We start from the raw sequence: 19,387 nt of genomic DNA, 5'->3' as shown, positions 1-19,387 counted from the left end.
GTTCGATCCTTGATCCGGTGGACATCGACTTTAGTCCAGATGCTTCTTCGGATAGTTCATCAATTGGCATATTCTTAAAATGTTCATAATCAGATTTTGACATGGGGTCTCCTTTTTAGATGTTAACAATTTATTCACTTGATCCGGCTATCTTTACATTTTGAATGTTATACACAAAGATGAACCGGGATTTTCAGGAATTTATAAAATTAATACCATTTTTTACAATGAAGCAGATGCATATTACTTTTCTGAAAATGAATAATCAAGCCTTTAAAATTATATTCCTTTTCCATCTCGTGGGAGTGTGAATTGAAAAAAGAGGGTACAGGTGCTTGTCCACCAATTGCTTTTTGAAGTCAATTAAGATGGCAATTATTCGAGGCGTATTACTACAACTATGATAAACTTGAGATGCCTGATATAGGTATAACGGATATGGCATCATCAAGGTAATAAGCCTTTTTTCCTGATGGAACAAGACTTGTATTAGCCCATTTCTTTTGATAATATGCCTGCTAGATAACAAATGAGGATTTTAATGGCCGAGGTAAAAACTGATTTTGAAGAAGTTAAGAGATTCTGGCTAAGGGAATCAGAAGAGGCTTTAAATGTAGCAGATCATCTGATGGAAAAAGGCGATTTTTCCTACTCATTGTTTTTCGGGCATCTGGCAATAGAAAAGATACTTAAGGCAGTATATGTGGTTAAACACAAGGAACATGCCCCGCCCTTACATAATTTGGTTCGTTTAGCAAAGATTGCAGGATTGGAGCTTGATGAACGCAGTACTGATGCCTTAATTCGAATTACGAGCTATAATATTGAATCAAGATACCCTGATATAAAAGCGGCATTTCGAAAAAAATGTACATCTGATTTTACATTGAAAGAGATGAAAATTATAAAGGAGTATTTTAGATGGATAAAATCCCAGCTTCAATAGAGATGACTATCCGAAAATTCATTGAAGAAGCCGGACAATCGCACAGGATAAAATCGGCATACCTGTATGGTTCCTATGCCAAAGGGGTGGCTTCAAAATGGAGCGATATTGATATTGCTGTTATTTTAACCGATTATTCAGATGATCTATTTGAAGAAAGAGTGTCTCTTATGCGTATTGCCGCACAAATTGATGACCGTATTGAGCCTTATCCTTTTTTGGAAGAAACCTTTGCTGCCAATAATCCTTTAGCTAATGAAATTCAAAAACACGGGATTAGAATTGTTTAGTGATTGTTGCGAAATTACAGGGTGCCTCAAAGGCTAAAGCTGGATTCCCCGATCGGGGTCGGGGAATGACGTAGGGGAATATTTAAGTGTGATCCAGTTTCGGTTCAATGTAATCTTTATAAGTTTTTTCAAACCTTTCACTTTCAAAAAATTCTCTGTATGCCTTTTCAGACTTTTCCTTGATCCTCATATGTTTTCTTTCTACCTCTTTAATATACGGGATAAGCCCTGTCACTGTAGCAATCCTTGACCTCAGTTCATCCATCCCCTTATCGCCCTCAATACCCAATGGCCCCATCGCAAGTATTTTGTTTCCATATTCATTCATTATCTCTGCAAATCTTGTTCCCTCTCCGGCAGATACCCATTCAAGCCTTAATCTTTCAGGGTTAATCCCAATATGTCCAAGAAGTCTTTTCATGATCTGCACCATACTGAAGGCATCATAATTGCCCTCTGTATTATAGTGGCAGTCATTAAAGTGGCACCCGCCAATGAACACCCCGTCCATGCCCCGCTCAAATGCCCTCAGCACAAAGGCAGGGTCTACACGTCCTGCGCACATAACCCTTATAACCCGGATATAGGGCGGGTACTGAAATCGGGATACACCACAGAGGTCAGCGCCCCCGTAGCAGCACCAGTTGCATAAAAAGCCTATTATCTTTGGTTTAAAATTTGTGGATGCGTTCAATTATTTTTATCTCCAATATCAATTTAAACATATGAACCCTGTATGCGTATCTGGTCGGGGGTAAACCCCGACCCTACGAAAACCATAAAACATGCATGATGAGGAGTAACCTCAAGCCATACACCTTAAACCTGAAACCGTACATCTCAAACCGTGTTACTCCGCCGCATCTATCTGTGCAAATATCTCTTCATCAGTAAAGTGCTTAAGCGAGATAGCCCCTGCCGGGCATTTTGCGTTACACAGGCCGTCACCCTTGCAGAGCACCGGGTTTACCCTCGCCTTCTTCCCTTTCAGGGTCTCAACAAAGCTGATGGCGCCGTATGTACATGCCTTTATGCATGCCCCGCATGATATGCATTTATCTTCATAAACTGTGCAAACCGACCCTGAAGCTACTACAGTATCATGCGATAACAGCGCAACAGCACGGCCTGCTGCACCGTATGCCTGGCTGATAGTCTCTGTTATATGTTTTGGGTAATGGGCCATCCCGCAGAGATAAACACCTTCTGCAGCAAAATCGACCGGCCTTAATTTTACATGTGCCTCCTGGAAAAAACCATCCGGGCCAAGGGTGAGCTTGAACATGCGGGCTGTCTCTTTGCCTGCGGGCGATGGAACAACAGCAGCGGACAAAACAAGAAGATCAGCATCAAGGGCAATCCTTTTATTAAGTATATAATCAGGCGCTGTTATTCTTAACCCCTTTTTTCCATTTTCTGTAAAGGCCTTAGCCTCAGGGGGGGCATCCGGTTCGTAGCGGATAAACCTTATATCCATATCAGACGCCTTCCTGTAATAGTCCTCGCTAAACCGGTAACTTCTCATATCCCTGAACAGGATGCTGATATCAGCCTCTGGATTAACCTCCCTGATCCGGAGGGCATTTTTGATTGCCTGAGTGCAGCATACCCTGCTGCAATAATTTCTTACATCATTCCGGCACCCGACACACTGGATCATCACAATGCTGCCTGCTTCAGTTATATTTTTGTCGTCCTCAAAAATCCTTTGTTCAAGCTCCAGTTGGGTAATTACCCGGTCATCATCTCCATATAAATATTCAGTTGGCCTGTATTCATCTGCTCCAGTAGCAATGATCGTGACACCGTGATTTATTTCAGAGTCGCCGAACCCTGATCTGATTTTTGTGGTGAAATTACCTACATAACCTGTTGACCCTGTTATCACCGCCTTCTTGAATATGTGTATCAGGGGGTGTGAGTGAACTTTATTGATCAGCTCTTTCAAATGAGCCTGTACATCCATGCCCTCAAGGGTGAAAAAAAGCCTTTTTGCAGTGCCTCCCAGCTCTTCCGCCTTTTCCACCAGGTAGACCTGATAACCCTGGTTAGCGAGCGAAAGGGCGCTAGTCATGCCCGCTATCCCTCCCCCCACTACAAGTGTTTTTTTGTTAACAGGCAGATCAAATTCATTAAGTGGCTCAAGTTTACAGGCCCTTGCAACCGACATCCTTATGAGGTCCTTTGCCTTTTGTGTTGCTGCCTCCTTTTCCCTTGAATGCACCCAGGAACAATGCTCGCGGATATTGGCGAATTCAAAATAATACTGATTAATCCCTGCCTCTCTCAGGGTATCCCTGAACAGGGGCTCATGGGTCCTGGGTGTACAGGCCGCAACAACAACGCGGTTTAATCTCTTTTCACTGATGGATGCTGCCAGGCTTTTCGCGGCATCTGTAGAACAGATAAAGAGGCTTTCTTCCGCATGAACCACATTGGGTAAAGTCAGGGCATATTCAACGGTTGAGGGGATATCAACAACCTTCCCTATATTTGCGCCGCAATGACACACATATACGCCGACCCTTGGTATTTCGCCTGAACAATCCCTTTCATGAGGGTAGACCCTCTCTCTCGCAAGTTCGCCCCTCTGATAGTTTAGCAGTTCACCGCACAGGGAACCAGCCCCGCTCGCAGTTACTACAGATTCGGGTATGTCCATTGGCCCGGTGATAGCCCCGCTTGTGAAAATGCCTTTCCGTGAGGTCTCCATTGGGTTAATCGGATTGGTCAAGCAGAAACCGTGCTGGTTAAGTTCAATACCAAATATCTTTGCCAGCCCCTTCATGCCTGAAGGGGGTGTAAGGCCAACAGAAAGCACCACCATATCAAACTCTTCCTCTTTTACCCCCTCATTATCTGTTGCGTATCTCAAGGTCACATTTCGGTTTTCAGGGTTCTCGCTGACAATGGATGGGTAGCTTCGAATGAAGCGGACATCGTCAAGATACATAGCCCTCTGGTAAAACCGTTCAAAGTCTTTTCCGAATGACCTTATATCATTGTGAAATATAGTGCACTCAACCCCAGGGTCATGGCCTTTGGTAAGGATCACCTGTTTCTGGGTATAGGTGCAGCATACAGATGAACAGTAGCTGTTATCCCCATTTGTAACCCTCCTTGAGCCGACGCACTGTATCCATGCAATTTTATGCGGGTGCTTTTTATCCGTGGGCCTTAGTATCTCACCCCCGTACGGGCCTGTTGCACAGAGCAGGCGTTCAAAGTCAAGCGCTGTGACCACATTAGCGAAATCACCATAGTGATATTCCTTTCTTACCGAGGGGTCATATGCCTCGATCCCAGGGGCAAGGATAACAGCCCCCACTTTTATCGTCCTTCGTTCCGGCCTCTGATTGAAATCTATTGCATCTGAGCCGCATACCCTTTCACATATCCTGCATTTGCCTTCCTTGAGATAAAGGCAGCTTTCATCAATATAAGTAACAAGCGGAACCGCCTGGGCAAAGTAGATATGGATGGCCTTGTTGACCGATATCTCCTGGTTGAATTGATCAGGGTAATTTATGGGGCAGTATTCCACGCAGGCAGTGCAGCCTGTGCATCTCTTTTCATCTATATATCTCGGCCTTTTTATAAGGGTAATCTCAAAGTTGCCAGCGCTCCCCTCCACCTTTTCCACTTCAGTATATGTGAGGATCTCGATATTCGGGTGCCTGTCACATTCTATGAACTTGGGGGATTCTATACACATTGAACAGTCGTTTGTCGGAAAGGTCTTGTCAAGCAGGGCCATGTGTCCGCCTATGGTTGGGGATTTATCCACAAGCCAGACCTTGAAACCGGAAGTGGCCAGGTCAAGGGCTGCCTGGATGCCGCTGATACCCCCGCCCACGACCATTACATCGCCATAGTTGTGTAACATTATATCACTTCCTGAATTATTTCAGTTATATCCATTACCCTTATTTTATCCTCAACATTCAGGGTCAGCCTGCTGTCTTCAAAATTGGTTATGCAGTATGGGCATGCAGTAACAATAATCTCCGAACCAGTATCAATAGCCTCCCTGACCCTGATATCGGAAAACCTCTCCCCCTTTGGTGTCTCCATCCATATCCTTCCCCCGCCCCCGCCGCAGCAGAGGCTTTTATCACGGGATTCAGGCAGCTCTATAAAAACAGCGCCACTGATCCTTTTTAAAATCTCTCTTGGTTCATCATAGATATTGTTGTGCCTTCCCAGATAACAGGGGTCATGATACGTGATCCTTTTATTATATTCCTTTATGAGGCAGAGTTTTCCATCCTTGATCAACCTGTCAATCAACTGGGTTATATGGATGATTTCAAAGTTAACCATGAACTCAGGGTATTCGTTTTTAAATGTATGATAGCAGTGGGGTGATGAAACGATAATCTTTTTCACGCCATTTTCAATAAAGCTCTTAATATTTTCCCTTGCCAGTTTTTTGAAAAGCCCTTCATCTCCGGTCTTGCGGACGCTTTCACCACAGCAGTTCTCCTTTGTGCCCAGTATCCCGTAATCCACCCCGGCCCTGTTAAGGATACTGGCTGTTGCTCTTGCCACCTTTTTAAGTCTCGGATCATAGCTCAGGTAGCAGCCGGTAAAATAGAGGTATTCAGTATCCTCTGTAAATGGCTTAACTGAAATGCCTTCTGTCCATGCTGCGCGGTTCTCTCTTTTTTCATTAAGGGGGTTTCCTTCTGCTGTGAGGCTGGCGCTGATCCCTCTTAAAGGTCTTGCTGTGTCAGGAAATATATTGTATTCACAGGCTATCCTTCTTAAGGCCACGCCTGATTCTATTTGCCTTACATCCCTCGGGCATTCAGCCGGGCATCTCCCGCATGTGGTGCAGAGCCATATCTCTTCAGACCCGATATCAGTAAGCCCGAAGGCAGCCTCTCTTACAAGCATGCGCATGCTGAAATCCCTTACACTGTTCCAGGGGCAGAGACTGTCGCACAGGCCGCACTGAAAACATCGCCTGAAGGCATCCCCTCCGCTCTTTTTTATAACTTCTATTATCTCACCCAATGGGGTCACAGTTTCCAATGCTTTTCTCCAATTATCAACATCCTGATCCCAGTGATCCTCAGGATTCACTGCGGTGTGACATCCTTGTCACCGCATCCATCAGTTCATTAAACCCGTATTTGTCTGCAAGGGCCTTAAGTCCGATCCTCATTTCATCCCGCTTGATTTCCTCTTCTTCAACCTCCACCTCCTCTTCCTCATATGTCAGGACATCGCGGATACACCATTCCACACATACGGGCGTTTTTAGTGAAGGGTCATCCTGGCACATGTCACACGCAAGGGGAAGGCCGGAATCAGGCTCTGTGAATCTGCCGCGCGAGGGGCATGCAGCCCTGCAGAATGCGCACTCCTCATAGGTCTTATCATCAATGTTATAGATTATCCTCCCGCTGCATTCGCTGGGGGTGTATTCACCCGCAAATACCGGAAGCCATATGTCCTTTAAGGGGTCACGAATGATCTGGATTCGTGCTCTGGCAGGATTCACGATGCTGTATTTGGGCTTGGAATGATATGCTGAACACATTAACTCACATGTCCTGCAGCCGTTGCACAGGTCAGCATCAACCTTTATCCTTTTTACTGTTTTTTTAATTTTTGCCATTTTTATTTTTATCCCTAATGCAAGGTAATATTATCAGTATCCCCATTTTTCTTTGCGAATTTTATTCATCACTTCCATCTCGTGAGGAGTAGGAGGTTCGACCTTTTTAAGAAGCCCCAGTGTTTCAAGCTCGTCAGCCACGTAACCAAGATCAAGCTCCTCAAGCCTTGCGCGGGTTGGGACGCCATCAAAATTCCATCCCTTGTAATCATAATAGGTTGTGAGAAGCTCTTCCTCGAGTTCCGGGAAGCGGTATTTCCAGTGGTTTTGAGGCGGCTTTTCATCTGCCCTTGTCATGCCTCTCCTTATATTAAAGGCCCTGTGCAGGTTGCGGCTCCTGTGTATTATCTTCCTTAATTTGTATTGATCAAGCTCCATGCCTGTTGCCGCTGAGACGAACTTACAGTAGTTCTGGACATGATAGGCCGGCTTGAGACAGAACCCGCCCATACCACAGCATATCCCGAGTGAGTCATCATAATTGTGGGTCTCTTCCATCCAGTCCACTATCTCGGATGCAATATAAGGGGTGGGGTAATAGGGGGCTGCATTCTTTCCCCCTTTAGGGTCCCAGTCCAGAAAATACTTTTTAAACCTTTCATGCGGGAGGTGGGGCCAGTCATTAACCCATTCAACCCTGTCCTCATAATCAGGAAAGGCCTCCTGCGGCCAGTTGCCCTCTATCTGGGGGATGCTCTGTTTTTCATTGGTAGAAAACATCAGGAAATAGAGAGGGTCAAGCATGCCCAGTTTTACATTCATCTGCTCTTCACCCTTGATAAGGTTATGGGCATATGCCTCTGCGCCCTTGCCTATTATTTCGCTTGCCTGTTTTGTGCCAAGACAGAGTATCCTGCCTATGCCTTCACCCTTGCCGATCCGGTCAAGGAGCCAGAAGAAGACCTCCTCCTTTTTTTCAGGTGGCGGACACGGGGGATAATCATCTGTCCCTGCGAGATCTTCCTCTGTAATGATCCCTGCCTCCCTGAGTTCAACAGCAAAGGCAAGCACCTGTGGCGTTGAAAAAGAGTCCACGCCATAGCGGAATGCCTTTGAACATATTTTCCAGCTGAAATGCTGATCATCCACAATCGCCGCAAGGAGGTATGAGAGTTTTGAGTAACATTTGGCCATATATGGAGGATCATCCTCATGCCAGATTAATGCCCCGCACTGCTGCGGGCAGTTGAAACAGCTTATGAATCTCTTAATCGCCCCGTACTGTATCTCCCGCCACTTTGCCTCTATCTCATCGCTCCAGAAATCTTTTCTCCGGTTTCGTGCGTTACCCCATGCAAAGCCGTTTGTGTGCCATTTTTCATCAACAATTTTCATGGCCTGGGGAGAACCCACACCAGTGTGTATTGTCATGATATTTTTGGTTGGGAGGGGGGTTTCGTTTCTGTTTTTAACATAGTCCCTGAGTTCCTTCAGGTGTTTAACAAATGCCTCTCCATCATACAGGTTAACATCCCTGGTTCCCCTGACAGCAATGGCCTTGACCCTTTTATCCCCCATGATAGCGGCAGCGCCCAGCCTGCTTGCGCTGCCTCTGCCCATTTCAATGGAGGCGATCAAAGATCTATGCTCACCTGCTGAACCAATGGCCGCAACCTGGGCGTTGGGTTCATTGAGCTCCTCCCGTATCATATCCTGGACCTCTATGGCGCCTGTGCCCAGCAGGTGTGTGGCATCCCTGATTTCCACCCTGTCATTATGTATCCAGATATATACCCACCCCGGTGACTTATTGGTTAGGATGATCTTGTCATACCCCGCATACTTGAGTTCAGGGCCGAAAAATCCCCCTCCCATAGGGTATGCAATGAGGTTTGTTACAGGAGAAATAGTGACCACAAGTGTCCTGTTGGCGCTGATTGCGGGTGTCCCGGTAAGAAGCCCGTTACTGAAAATCAGCGGGTTTTCAGGGTCAAATGGTTTTGTCTTTGGTGTTGTGCGGTCCCATAGTATCTTTATGCAGGTGCCCAGCCCGCCAAGAAGGGTTTCCATCAATATCGGGTCTGTTTCAACCTTTTCGATGTTACCGCTCGCAAGGTCTATCTCAAGATTTACCCCTGTCTCTGCATATCTCATTATTTCCCCCTGAACTCATTTATACCTTTAAAACAGCAGAGGTATATTTTCTCTCCCTGTTACTTTATCACTGAAAAACGGCTGTTTATCTCATCCGCTGTATTTATAAGAAAATCTACAATCTTTTTCAGGGCACTGTTTTTAAATTCCTGCTTGAGCCCGACCGCCCATATGGTCGCCTGAAGCCCATCCCTGTTGGTCTTGATCGGCACTGCCGCCGCAACAAGTCCCTCTATATATTCCTCCATGTCATAGGCAACGTCCGTTTCACGTACCTTAATGATCTCCTTTTTGATTGCACGCCTCTCTGTATTTGTCTTTGGGGTGTATTTTTTAAACCGGTAATCTTTAAGTATTTCATCCAACTCATGGTCAGATAGTTGTGAGAGGAGCGCCTTGCCTGCCACACCTGCAAAGAGGGGGATCTTCATGCCTATTTCAGAGGAGATCTTTACCTTCTGTGCCATGTCTGCCTTGTCGATTATTATGACTTCACTGCCCGACAATATACCCAGGAAGGCGGAGACCCTGTATTCACTATTAATCTTAACCAGGTAAGGGTGCACGGTCTGGATTAGCTCAGAACCCTTTGCAGCGGCATTGCCAAGCACAAAGAGCCTTGACCCCAGGTGGAAAAGGCCGGTAGAGTCCTTGTCCAGTACCCCGAGGTCATTAAGTGTATAGAGGATATTAAAAACAGTACTCTTGTTCAGCCCGAGCTCTCTCACGATTTCAGCGAAACCAAGGGGGCGCCTCGCGTGGGCAATCAACTCCAGGATGGAAAAGGATTTATCAATAGCCGGGACTCGTTTGTAATTTGCAGGCATATGTCACCTGTTAATGGATATGGAATCTATATGGAGAACAAATGGTCTCTATATAAATCATCTGCGCCTCTTAGTCAAGCCAAAACTTCTTTTAGAAAGTGTATTTCAAGAAAATGACTATTTCCTTATGAAGCTTTCAGCTATCAGCCAAGTCCATGCTTTATATACTTTTTGCTGAAAGCTGAACAATGACAGCTTTCATGAAGAAACTAATTTTTTTATTGAAAACCAGGTAAAATGCCATGATCCATATACCGGGCTTGATTATTTTATTATAAATAAGTATTCTTACCTATCATCTGAAATCATTCAAAAAAAGATCATAAGAGGCTCCTCTAAGATATGGCAGAACTGATTGAAAGAAGAAAATACAGGAGATTTGAAATCCCGGGATGCAAGGTCAAGATAATGGGTGGCCTGGGAGATTCTCTGTTAAGGCCGTTTATAAAACAATTCCCCTGCCTTAATATATGCATGGGCGGCATAAATTTTCTTTCAACAAGGGAATTCATCAAGGGTAAAGAGTTTGTTATTGAGCTCTGTGCCTCTGAAGAAGAGAGGGTAGAACTTCGTTCAAGGGTTATCTGGACAAACCCTGTTGCCATGAGTAAAGACCTTAAGGCGGGCTGCGAGTTTATTTTATCCGGGGATGAGAGACACCGGAATTCACCTAATGCAATGAGTACCCTGAGAAGGCTCTACGCCAGATATGTGACTTGTTAATACCACCGGGTAATACCCTTTAGAATATAAAAATTACTATAAGCCCTATCAGCCAGCAGTAGGGTGCAAACCAGGATAAATTGCCCCTTTTTACCATTTTCATCAGTATCTTCAGTGCCAGAAATCCGGATATTGCAGCAACAATAAAACCTGTGATCATCGGTGTAAAGGCTATTGTATGCAATTCATGGGATGAGAGTTGAACCACCAGTGCCCCCAGTATGGCCGGAATGGATAATAGAAATGAAAACCTGGCAGCAAGTTCCCTCTCCATACCGCACAAAAGGCCGCAGACAATTGTTGAACCTGATCTTGATATGCCCGGTATTATAGCAACCCCCTGGGCAATGCCTATGAGGATGGCAGAAACAAACCCCAGCCTGTTTTTTTTCATGTATGACTGAGGTATAAGCCTTGATATACCAACGATAATGCCTGTTACAATGATCATCAAACCTACAAGCTGCACCTTTCCGAACAGGGATTCAAGCATATCCTTGAATAGAAAACCTATGATGCTGGTAGGTATGGTGCCGATTATCACCCAGAGGGCAAAAAGTGCATGTGGCCTCTTTTTTATTGAAGAGACAGTCTCCTTCCCTGATATGATATCAGAGAGGTATCCCTTTATATCCAGAACAATCAGCATCAGGTCTGCCCTGAAAAATATAAATACCGCAAGCAGTGTCCCGAGATGCAGCGCAACATCAAATAATATCTCAGGTTCTTTAAACCCTAGAAGATTCTGAAAAAATACAAGATGGCCTGAGCTGCTTACAGGTAAAAATTCTGTAAGACCCTGTATTACACCAAGAAATATACTGGAAAGGATGTCCATATTTTTTTGTCTCTATATTTTAAATAAAAATCTTGCCCGGATTAAGCACATCGTTAGGGTCAAAGACCCTTTTAATCTGTTTCATAAGTTTAATGGCGGCCCCTGAAAACTCCATCTCCATGAAAATGGCCTTTGTAATGCCTATGCCATGTTCGCCTGTGATGGTGCCGCCAAGGTCAATCACCCTCTGCATAAGCTCTTTCACTGCTGCCTCGCCCCGGTTTTTTTCATCAGCAATATTGCTGTCGAGAAGGATATTCACATGCATATTGCCGTCGCCTGCGTGCCCATATGCAGGAATGGGCAGGTCATATTTTACACTGAGCTCATCCAGGAATGTGACAAGATCAGGTATGCGGTTTCTGGGCACAACAACATCCTCGCTTATCTTGCCAGGTTTAAGGGTGAGCATGGCGTTTGATACCTCTCTCCTCGCGCCCCAGATCTCTTCCACCTCTTCTTTGCCTGTGGCAAGCCTGAACCCTGCAGCTCCGGAACCCATGCATATCTCCTTAACCCGTTCCGCATCTTCAGTAACAACCATTTCACTGCCGTCCACCTCTATGAGCAGGATCGCCTCGGTGCCATTCGGTATTGTGAATTTAATGTGGGAGCGGACACACTCTATGGTCATCCTGTCAAGGAACTCCAGGGTTGCAGGTATTACCTTTCCACGGATTATGTTTGATACTGTCCGGGCCGCTGTCTCAATCCTCTCAAAAAAGACAATCATGCTCTTTTTTGCTTCAGGTTTGGGCAGCAGCTTAAGTGTTATGGATGTAATAACAGCAAGGGTGCCCTCAGAGCCCACAATAAGACTTGTGAGGTCATACCCTGCAACACCCTTCATGGTCTCAACGCCAGTCCTAATAATCTCACCTGTTGGCAGTACGATAGTCAAGCCCAGCACATAATCGCCTGTAACGCCATATTTAAGTCCCCTTAACCCACCTGCGCACTCGGCGACATTCCCGCCAATGGTGGAGACATCCGCGCTTGCCGGGTCTGGCGGATAAAAGAGTCCAGCCTTTTCCACCTCCTGTTGAAATACTTCGGTTATTACAAATGGTTCGACATGGGCTATGAGGTTATCAGTATCAATATTGATGATACGGTTGAACCGCTCCATAGAAAGCACAAGCCCTCCCTTTACTGGCAGCGCCCCTCCTGATTTGCCGCTCCCCCCGCCCCTTGGTATTATCGGGAAATAGATCCTGTTGGCGAGTTTGAATATCTCTGATATCTCTTCAGAGCTTGATGGGAAGGCCACTGCATCGGGCATGAACCGCATCTTTGTGCTGTCAGTAGAGAACTCCTCAAGATCAGAGGCAATTGTTAACAGTGCCCCCGGTTTAAGGATCTTTTTGAGTTCTGCCAGGGCATTATAGGGGATCATTTTTAAACCAGGGTACGGCTGTTAAGTGAATGTTTGAGGGTCATGTAATCCATATATTTGAGATCACCGCCAACAGGGATGCCAAGCGCTATCCTTGTGACCTTTATATTTTTCTTTAACAGGATGTCAGCCAGAAATGAAGAGGTTGCTTCACCCTGTGTTGTTGGGTTAATGGCAAGTATCACCTCTTCCACATCGCCGCTGTTGCACCGGCTTATAAGCTCGCCTATCTTAAGATTCTCAGGCCCTATGCCGTCTAATGGTGAAAGTACACCGTGCAGGACATGATACTTCCCTTTGAACACACCTGTCTCTTCAATGGCCAGTTGATCTCCGGGCCCTTCAACAACACATATGACCCTTCCAGAGCGGTTTGTATCCCTGCACACGGCGCATGGTTCTGTATCAGTAAAGTTGAAGCAGTGAGAGCAGAATTTGATCTCATCCTTTACCTCAACGAGGCTTTTTGCAAGGCTGTCTGCAAGCTCCCTGTTTGAGTTAAGGATATAGAGGGCCATCCTGGTGGCAGACTTGCTGCCAACACCGGGTAGCCTTGAGAGATCTCGTATAAGCCTTTCAAGTGGAGCGGGAAAGATATCCATATCTGTTACATAAGACCCGGTATGTTAGGGAGATTGAGTCCCCCGGTGAGTTTACCCATCTCGTCATTAACCATCTTCTTGGCGCGGGCAAGGCCATCATTTACAGCAGCAAGCACAAGGTCCTGGAGCATATCCACATCTTCAGGATTAACCACCTCGCGGTCTATCTTTATGGAGAGCAGCTCCTGCTGCCCGTTTACAACAACAGAGACCATGCCGCCGCCTGATGATGCCTCTATTGTCCTCTGACCGAGCTCCGCCTGAAGTTTTGCCATCCTGTTCTGAAACTGCTGGGCCTGCTTCATCAGGTTCCCCATGTTCGGTATTCCCTTCATTTTTTCCTCCTTTTTAAAAAATAGGTCATATAAGACTTATATGACCTATATGATTTTCATGATTCTAACTACCCTTTAATTCACCCTTGAACACGCTGAGCACTTCCTTTACCGATTTTGGTATATCTGGTTCTTTAACCACAAGAGCGGGTGCGGGTGTTGCTATCGTTTCAGTCGGCAGATTTACTGTTACCTTAATATCTCTTTTAAAATATTCTTTTAAAAAGCTGTTGAGCTTTTCTATGCTTTCAGGGTCATTCAGGTATTTTATCGCAAATGGTGAATTACTCAGCTCTATCTCAATGGTCTTCTCTTTAATATCTACCAGCCTGCACTCCTTAAGCACTGCATACATCCCCTTGTTACGAGAGGATACAAAGCTTATTAACCCTTCCCATCCTTTTACTGCGGTTAATGTGTTATTGGCCGGTTTAACAGGGGGAGGGGAGCTTTTTTCCCATCTGGGTTCAGGTTCTGATATTGATGCTTCAGCTTTTTTTTTATCTGTTGTAAAGCTGGCGGGCTCTTTAACTGCCCCCTTTTCAATTGCCTCAAGCCTGCTTATAAGATCGCTGACAGAAAGGAGTTCCCCAAGCCTTGAGAGCTTTATCATAATGGTCTCAAGTACAAGCCTTGCATGTGATGTAAACCTGAAGGCCTCTTCCTTTATAATCAAAATATTGAGGCTCTGCTGCAGTTTCTCGATCCCTGCCTTTTTCGCCTGGGTCTGAATTTCCTTTATGGTCTCTTCTGTAACATCAAGAAGGTTTTTATCAGGGGCAACAAGGGAGATGAGCAGGTTTCTATAATGATCCATCAGTGCCTTGTAGAATTCCTTAATGTCATAACCAAAATGGTAGATGCTGTTTACGATTTCTATACATTCGCCAGACCTGCCGTCTATTATTGCATCAGCGGCCTTGAACACAAGCTCGCTGTCAATAATGCCTAAGATATCAGCTATGTTTTCGTTCGCTATCTTTGTACCGGAAAAGGATATGACCTGATCAAGGAGACTCACGGCATCCCTCATGCCTCCATCCGCCTCTCTTGCTATGAGGGCAAGCCCCTGTCTGCTGATCTCTACCTTCTCTTCTGCGGTGATCTTTTCAAGCTGTTCTACCAGCCTTGCCTGGGGTATCCTCTTGAAATCATACCTCTGGCACCTTGAAAGTATGGTTATTGGCACCTTGTGGGGCTCGGTTGTGGCAAATATAAATTTTACATGGGGCGGCGGCTCCTCAAGGGTCTTTAACAGTGCATTAAATGCCTGAAGGGTAAGCATGTGGACTTCATCTATTATATATACCCTGTATCTTCCTGATGAGGGCATATGCTTTATGTTTTCCCTGAGCTCGCGTATCTCGTCTATGCCGCGGTTAGAGGCCCCGTCAATCTCCTGCACATCCATGGCAGAGCCGGCAGAGATATCCATGCATGACTCACATTTGTTGCAGGGGTTTCCCTCCACCCGGTGTTTACAGTTGATTGCCTTGGCAAGGATACGGGCCACAGAGGTCTTTCCAACCCCCCTTGCCCCGCTGAAGAGATATGCATGGTGAAGCCTGTCTGCGGCTATGGCATTAAGGAGCGTCCTGGTAACATGCTCCTGCCCCAGGACATCCTGAAAGATCTGGGGACGCCATTTTCGTGCAAAAACTTCATATGCCATATCTGGTTACTCTTATACAAAATCAAAAAAATGGCGGAGAGAGAGGGATTCGAACCCTCGGTACCGCTTTTGGCAGCACACACGATTTCCAGTCGTGCTCCTTCGGCCAACTCGGACATCTCTCCGTATTAAAACAAATTTGCCTGATAAATTTAAGCTAACTTGTTACAATAAATAGTAAAATATGTCACGGCCACTAGTCAGTACTGGCTTTATGACATGAGGCACGATTTATAGCAGAAATAGTTTCATATGAAAAGAGTAAAAAAAATCACCAGATTAAAAAGCGGCTTTAAATCCTGGCAAGGGCAAATGAGGGATTTTTTACTTTAGATGAGCAGGATTGACTTGAAATATAGGCTTAAACAAAATAGAGTTATCCTCAATTTTTTCTAAGGGGGTAATCATCATGCGTCAGCACTGGGGTTCACGTATCGGAATGATTCTCGCGGTGGCAGGGAGCGCACTTGGTCTTGGAAATTTCTTAAGGTTCCCTGTGCAGGCGGCCAAATATGGCGGGGGTGCATTTATGATCCCCTATTTTATCGCACTGTTACTGCTCGGCATCCCCCTTATGTGGGTAGAGTGGACGCTGGGGAGGTATGGGGGAGGGTTCGGACACTCTACGGCCCCTGGCATCTTCCATAATATCGGCAATAAAAGGCGTTTTATCCGCTATTTTGGGGTTATCGGGATATTCGGCCCCCTGGTTATCTTCATATATTACACCTATATAGAGTCATGGCTTCTGGCCTACAGCTTTTTTGCCCTATCAGGAAAATATATGGCAGCCACCACTGAAGGGGCCATGAAATCCTTTTTATCAGGGTTTCAGGGGCTTGAACAGAACCAGTTTTTCCATAATATAGGGACAGCCTATTTCTTTTTTATAATCACCTTCTGCCTTAATGTGCTTGTAATCTATTATGGAATAAAGGGGGGCATTGAGCGGCTGTGCAAGTTTGCCATGCCTCTCCTCCTTGTGTTTGCACTTATCATACTCATAAGGGTCATAACCCTGGGCACTCCAAATCCTGAAATGGCTGAATGGAGCATTAAAAACGGGTTCGGGTTTTTATGGAACCCTGATTTCAGCGCCTTGCTTAATGCAAAGACCTGGCTAGCAGCGGCTGGCCAGATATTCTTTACCTTGAGCGTTGGGATAGGGGCAATCCTCACCTATGCAAGTTACCTTAAAAAAAGGGATGATGTGGTGCTTTCCGGCCTTACTGCAGTGGGCACAAATGAGTTTGCTGAGATCATACTTGGCGGAAGCATCATTATCCCGATGGCATTTGCGGTCTTTGGACCCTATGAGATTAAAAATATTGCTGAATCAGGGGCATTTAACCTGGGGTTTGTGACCATGCCCCTGATATTTGAGAAGATCCCTGCGGGTGCGGTCTTTGGTTTTTTATGGTTTGCGCTGCTCTTTCTGGCCGGGGTCACCTCGTCTGTCTCCCTTGCACAGCCCGCAGTTGCCTTTATGGAGGATGAGTTTGATATCAGCCGCCCAAAGGCTGCCATGATTTTCGGCATAGCGGCCTTTTTCATGTGTCAGCCTGCCATATTCGGCCTTGGTTACGGTGTTGTGGATGAACTGGACTTCTGGGGAGGCACCTTCAGCCTGGTGCTCTTTGGCACCATAGAGGTCATACTCTTTGCCTGGGTCTTTGGTATGGACAGGGCATGGGAAGAGATTCACCAGGGAGCAGAGCTGCGCGTGCCAAAGATATACAAATTTATCATAAAATATGTAACACCGGTTTTCCTTCTTGTTATCCTGGTCTCATGGTTTATGCAGGATGGGCTGCCCACCATCCTTATGAAAAATATCCCACAGGAAAACAGGACAGTGGTCCTGGTATTAAGGCTGATGCTTGCAGCAATCTTTATCGGGATCTCACTGGGTGTCTGGGCAGCCTGGCGGAAAAGGGGCAGAAGGGCAGGAAAGGAGATTTTATCATGAATATATCAGGATGGATATTTGCATGCCTCTCCTGGGGGGCGATTATAGGGCTCCTCATATTCTGCATAAAGAGGTTATTGAAGAATAACAAAAAGCAGGATGAATGATTATCTCCCTTGAACCGGTGGCTATATTGCGAGGTGATTTGTGGTACCGTTAAAAACAGCGCTCATTTCATCAGTAACTATTATATTTATATTTTTTATCTCAGTCCAGGTTATGTCAGATTTAAATCGGACTGTCAGAAATACAATACCCATTCCCAATGGTTATGAGCGTATGGTTCCCCCTGAAGGCTCATTCAGCCAATGGATACAGAGCCTCCCTCTTAAATCAGATAATATCATATTTGACTATCGAGGCAGGCCTGTTGAATCAGGGTCTTACAGGCTGTATGGTGTAATAGAGATGCCCCTTATGTTTAAATCAGACCTTGAACAGTGTGCGGATTTTGCCATGCGCTTCTGGGCGGAATATCACAAGGAAAAGGGGTGGCTGGATAATCTGTTTCTATTCGATTATTCAGGAAAGAAAAAATATTATAAAAATTCCGCTCAGACATATACTGCGTTTCTAAAAACAGCCTTTGCAAATACCAATTCCCATTCCCTGAAAAAGGGGTGCACACCAATCGCAGCGGATGAACTTATTCCCGGTGATCTATTTGTGCAGAATGAGAGGGGAGGCGTAGGCCATGTCTCTGTTATCATGGACATCTGTGCGGCACAGGATGGTGCAAGGCTTTTTCTTGTGGGATACAGCTTTATGCCTGCACAGGAGTTTCATATAGAAAAGGCGGGAGATGAATATGGGGTAGAGGGTTGGTTTACCCTGGAGGGGTATAAGCAGCATCTGAGGGATCATCTTGATTATGGTGAGCCTGTTTTAAGGAGATTTGCACATTGAACCTTTTATTCGCAGTCATCCTATTATTATCCGCTGCCCAGACCCCTGTAGCAGGATGGGAAGAGTTTGAAAAGGCGGTTCGTGATCAGACGATTAAAAAAGAGGATGCACGCAGGGAGTTCCCTGAAATTTACAAAGGGTTGAAAGAGGTATGTAAAAAACATCCATTTAATACAGATTCAAAATGGCTTTTTCCTGTAAAGGGGTATGGCATAAAGGATGTAGGTAAAGGCGGGTTCAGGCCGGATATATATTATGGTTCATCAACGATTAAGGGGTATGACTTTTATGATGGTAACCAACATGGCGGCCACCCGGCTTATGATTTATTCATCCATGATAAAGATCAGGATTCAAAAGATGACCGGACAGGTAAGCCGGTATCAGTAATTGCACCGGTAGATATCCTGATACTCAGTGTTGAAACCGCATGGGAACAGGGTTCTGAGATAAGAGGCGGCTGCTACATATGGGCGCTTGATCCTGTTCATGATCAGATTATCTATTTTGCACACCTTAATGATGTGCTGGTGAGGCCGGGAAGTATTATAAAGGCCGGGTCAGAAATAGGCACAGTTGGGCGGAGCGGCAAAAATGCCTTCCCGCGCAGGTCTCCCTCCCATCTCCACTTGATGGTACTGAAGGTGGATGGGGCTTCATTAATACCCTTTGACTATATTCATTTTATGGATAAAGAGTAAACGCCGTATTTCAAGTACATGGTAATTAATAACCACGGAGAACACGGAGAAAAAGTTTAAAATGATTTTACCTCTGTGACCTCCTTGGTGAAACCTTTTCAGATGTAGGGGCAGGTCTGTGTGCCTGCCCGATGATGCAGGTTCATATGCCTGAATACCAGGTGGACACACAGGTCCACCCCTACAGTATTAACTCATAAATACTTTTAACCATACAAGGACACGGCCGTCACAGTTTTATGCGAAGACGACTGTTGTAAAAATATAAACAATTGCAAAATTGCGATTGTTTTTGCCGGGGCAGGATTTACTCCTGCCCTGATTTTGTATTTCATATATCGTAGATACTATGTGGATCACTTGGAAGCCATTTGATATAATTTTCTTTTTAACCCATTAAAAAGGAGGATACCAAATGAACAAGACCCAAGTGATCCAGAAGGATAGTAACACAAAAGAATC

General features: G+C 45.4%; 17 protein-coding genes and 1 tRNA gene. 6 read left to right on the top strand and 12 right to left on the bottom strand.

Annotation, left to right across the window (positions count from 1 at the left end):
- Positions 1-541 precede the first annotated feature (541 nt).
- Both GX654_14790 and GX654_14785 read left to right on the top strand, forming a co-directional pair.
- Positions 542-946 (top strand): HEPN domain-containing protein, encoded by a 405-nt coding sequence (locus GX654_14790; GenBank protein ID NLD38130.1) that lies wholly within the window; start codon positions 542-544, stop codon positions 944-946.
- The gene (locus GX654_14785; protein ID NLD38129.1) at positions 922-1,236 is read left to right on the top strand and encodes a nucleotidyltransferase domain-containing protein; all 315 of its coding nucleotides are present in this window, start codon (positions 922-924) and stop codon (positions 1,234-1,236) included. The genes GX654_14790 and GX654_14785 overlap by 25 nt, the downstream gene beginning before the upstream one ends.
- An 82-nt stretch (positions 1,237-1,318) precedes the next feature.
- Here the strand turns inward: GX654_14785 and GX654_14780 are convergent, their stop codons facing one another.
- The 6 genes from GX654_14780 to GX654_14755 all read right to left on the bottom strand — a co-directional run bounded on the left by GX654_14780 (position 1,319) and on the right by GX654_14755 (position 9,783).
- Positions 1,319-1,930, bottom strand: a complete 612-nt coding sequence (locus GX654_14780) for a hydrogenase iron-sulfur subunit (protein NLD38128.1) — start codon at positions 1,928-1,930, stop codon at positions 1,319-1,321.
- A 156-nt stretch (positions 1,931-2,086) separates the two neighbouring features.
- Positions 2,087-5,122: a CoB--CoM heterodisulfide reductase iron-sulfur subunit A family protein gene (locus GX654_14775; GenBank protein NLD38127.1), complete on the bottom strand. Its 3,036-nt coding sequence runs from the start codon at positions 5,120-5,122 to the stop codon at positions 2,087-2,089.
- Positions 5,122-6,273 carry a (Fe-S)-binding protein gene (locus GX654_14770; protein ID NLD38126.1) on the bottom strand — a complete coding sequence of 384 codons (1,152 nt, stop codon included), beginning with the start codon at positions 6,271-6,273 and terminating at the stop codon, positions 5,122-5,124. The genes GX654_14775 and GX654_14770 overlap by 1 nt, the downstream gene beginning before the upstream one ends.
- A 40-nt stretch (positions 6,274-6,313) precedes the next feature.
- Complete coding sequence (locus tag GX654_14765; protein ID NLD38125.1) at positions 6,314-6,862, bottom strand: (4Fe-4S)-binding protein; 549 nt, start codon at positions 6,860-6,862, stop codon at positions 6,314-6,316.
- Positions 6,863-6,895: 33 nt separating this feature from the next.
- Positions 6,896-8,956 (bottom strand): aldehyde dehydrogenase, encoded by a 2,061-nt coding sequence (locus GX654_14760; GenBank protein NLD38124.1) that lies wholly within the window; start codon positions 8,954-8,956, stop codon positions 6,896-6,898.
- A gap of 59 nt (positions 8,957-9,015) precedes the next feature.
- On the bottom strand, positions 9,016-9,783 hold the full coding sequence (locus GX654_14755; GenBank protein NLD38123.1) for an IclR family transcriptional regulator: 768 nt from the start codon (positions 9,781-9,783) through the stop codon (positions 9,016-9,018).
- Between the two features lie 342 nt (positions 9,784-10,125).
- Between GX654_14755 and GX654_14750 the strand changes: the two genes are divergently transcribed.
- Positions 10,126-10,506 carry a hypothetical protein gene (locus tag GX654_14750; GenBank protein ID NLD38122.1) on the top strand — a complete coding sequence of 127 codons (381 nt, stop codon included), beginning with the start codon at positions 10,126-10,128 and terminating at the stop codon, positions 10,504-10,506.
- 19 nt (positions 10,507-10,525) lie between these two features.
- Here GX654_14750 and GX654_14745 read toward each other — a convergent pair whose 3' ends face one another.
- From GX654_14745 to GX654_14720, 6 genes are all read right to left on the bottom strand, one after another.
- Complete coding sequence (locus GX654_14745) at positions 10,526-11,344, bottom strand: undecaprenyl-diphosphate phosphatase (GenBank protein ID NLD38121.1); 819 nt, start codon at positions 11,342-11,344, stop codon at positions 10,526-10,528.
- 19 nt (positions 11,345-11,363) lie between these two features.
- A complete protein-coding gene (locus GX654_14740) occupies positions 11,364-12,740 on the bottom strand; it encodes an FAD-binding protein (protein ID NLD38120.1) in 1,377 nt (458 codons plus the stop codon).
- Positions 12,741-12,742: 2 nt separating this feature from the next.
- On the bottom strand, positions 12,743-13,342 hold the full coding sequence (recR, locus tag GX654_14735; protein ID NLD38119.1) for a recombination protein RecR: 600 nt from the start codon (positions 13,340-13,342) through the stop codon (positions 12,743-12,745).
- Between the two features lie 5 nt (positions 13,343-13,347).
- On the bottom strand, positions 13,348-13,677 hold the full coding sequence (locus GX654_14730) for a YbaB/EbfC family nucleoid-associated protein (GenBank protein ID NLD38118.1): 330 nt from the start codon (positions 13,675-13,677) through the stop codon (positions 13,348-13,350).
- 64 nt (positions 13,678-13,741) lie between these two features.
- The gene (gene dnaX, locus GX654_14725; protein NLD38117.1) at positions 13,742-15,349 is read right to left on the bottom strand and encodes a DNA polymerase III subunit gamma/tau; all 1,608 of its coding nucleotides are present in this window, start codon (positions 15,347-15,349) and stop codon (positions 13,742-13,744) included.
- Positions 15,350-15,380: 31 nt separating this feature from the next.
- Positions 15,381-15,474, bottom strand: a tRNA-Ser gene (locus GX654_14720).
- Positions 15,475-15,758: 284 nt separating this feature from the next.
- Between GX654_14720 and GX654_14715 the strand changes: the two genes are divergently transcribed.
- The 3 genes from GX654_14715 to GX654_14705 all read left to right on the top strand — a co-directional run bounded on the left by GX654_14715 (position 15,759) and on the right by GX654_14705 (position 18,925).
- Complete coding sequence (locus GX654_14715; GenBank protein NLD38116.1) at positions 15,759-17,318, top strand: sodium-dependent transporter; 1,560 nt, start codon at positions 15,759-15,761, stop codon at positions 17,316-17,318.
- A gap of 219 nt (positions 17,319-17,537) precedes the next feature.
- Positions 17,538-18,224, top strand: a complete 687-nt coding sequence (locus GX654_14710) for a DUF4846 domain-containing protein (GenBank protein NLD38115.1) — start codon at positions 17,538-17,540, stop codon at positions 18,222-18,224.
- A complete protein-coding gene (locus tag GX654_14705) occupies positions 18,221-18,925 on the top strand; it encodes a M23 family metallopeptidase (protein NLD38114.1) in 705 nt (234 codons plus the stop codon). Before GX654_14710 ends, GX654_14705 begins: the two co-directional genes overlap by 4 nt.
- The last annotated feature ends 462 nt before the right edge of the window (positions 18,926-19,387 follow it).

Origin of the sequence: Desulfatiglans sp., from assembly GCA_012513605.1 — a bacterium.
Lineage (GTDB): Bacteria > Desulfobacterota > DSM-4660 > Desulfatiglandales > HGW-15 > JAAZBV01.
The sequence above is the reverse complement of the archived record's forward strand: the minus strand, read 5'-3'. Positions and strand labels throughout refer to the sequence as shown.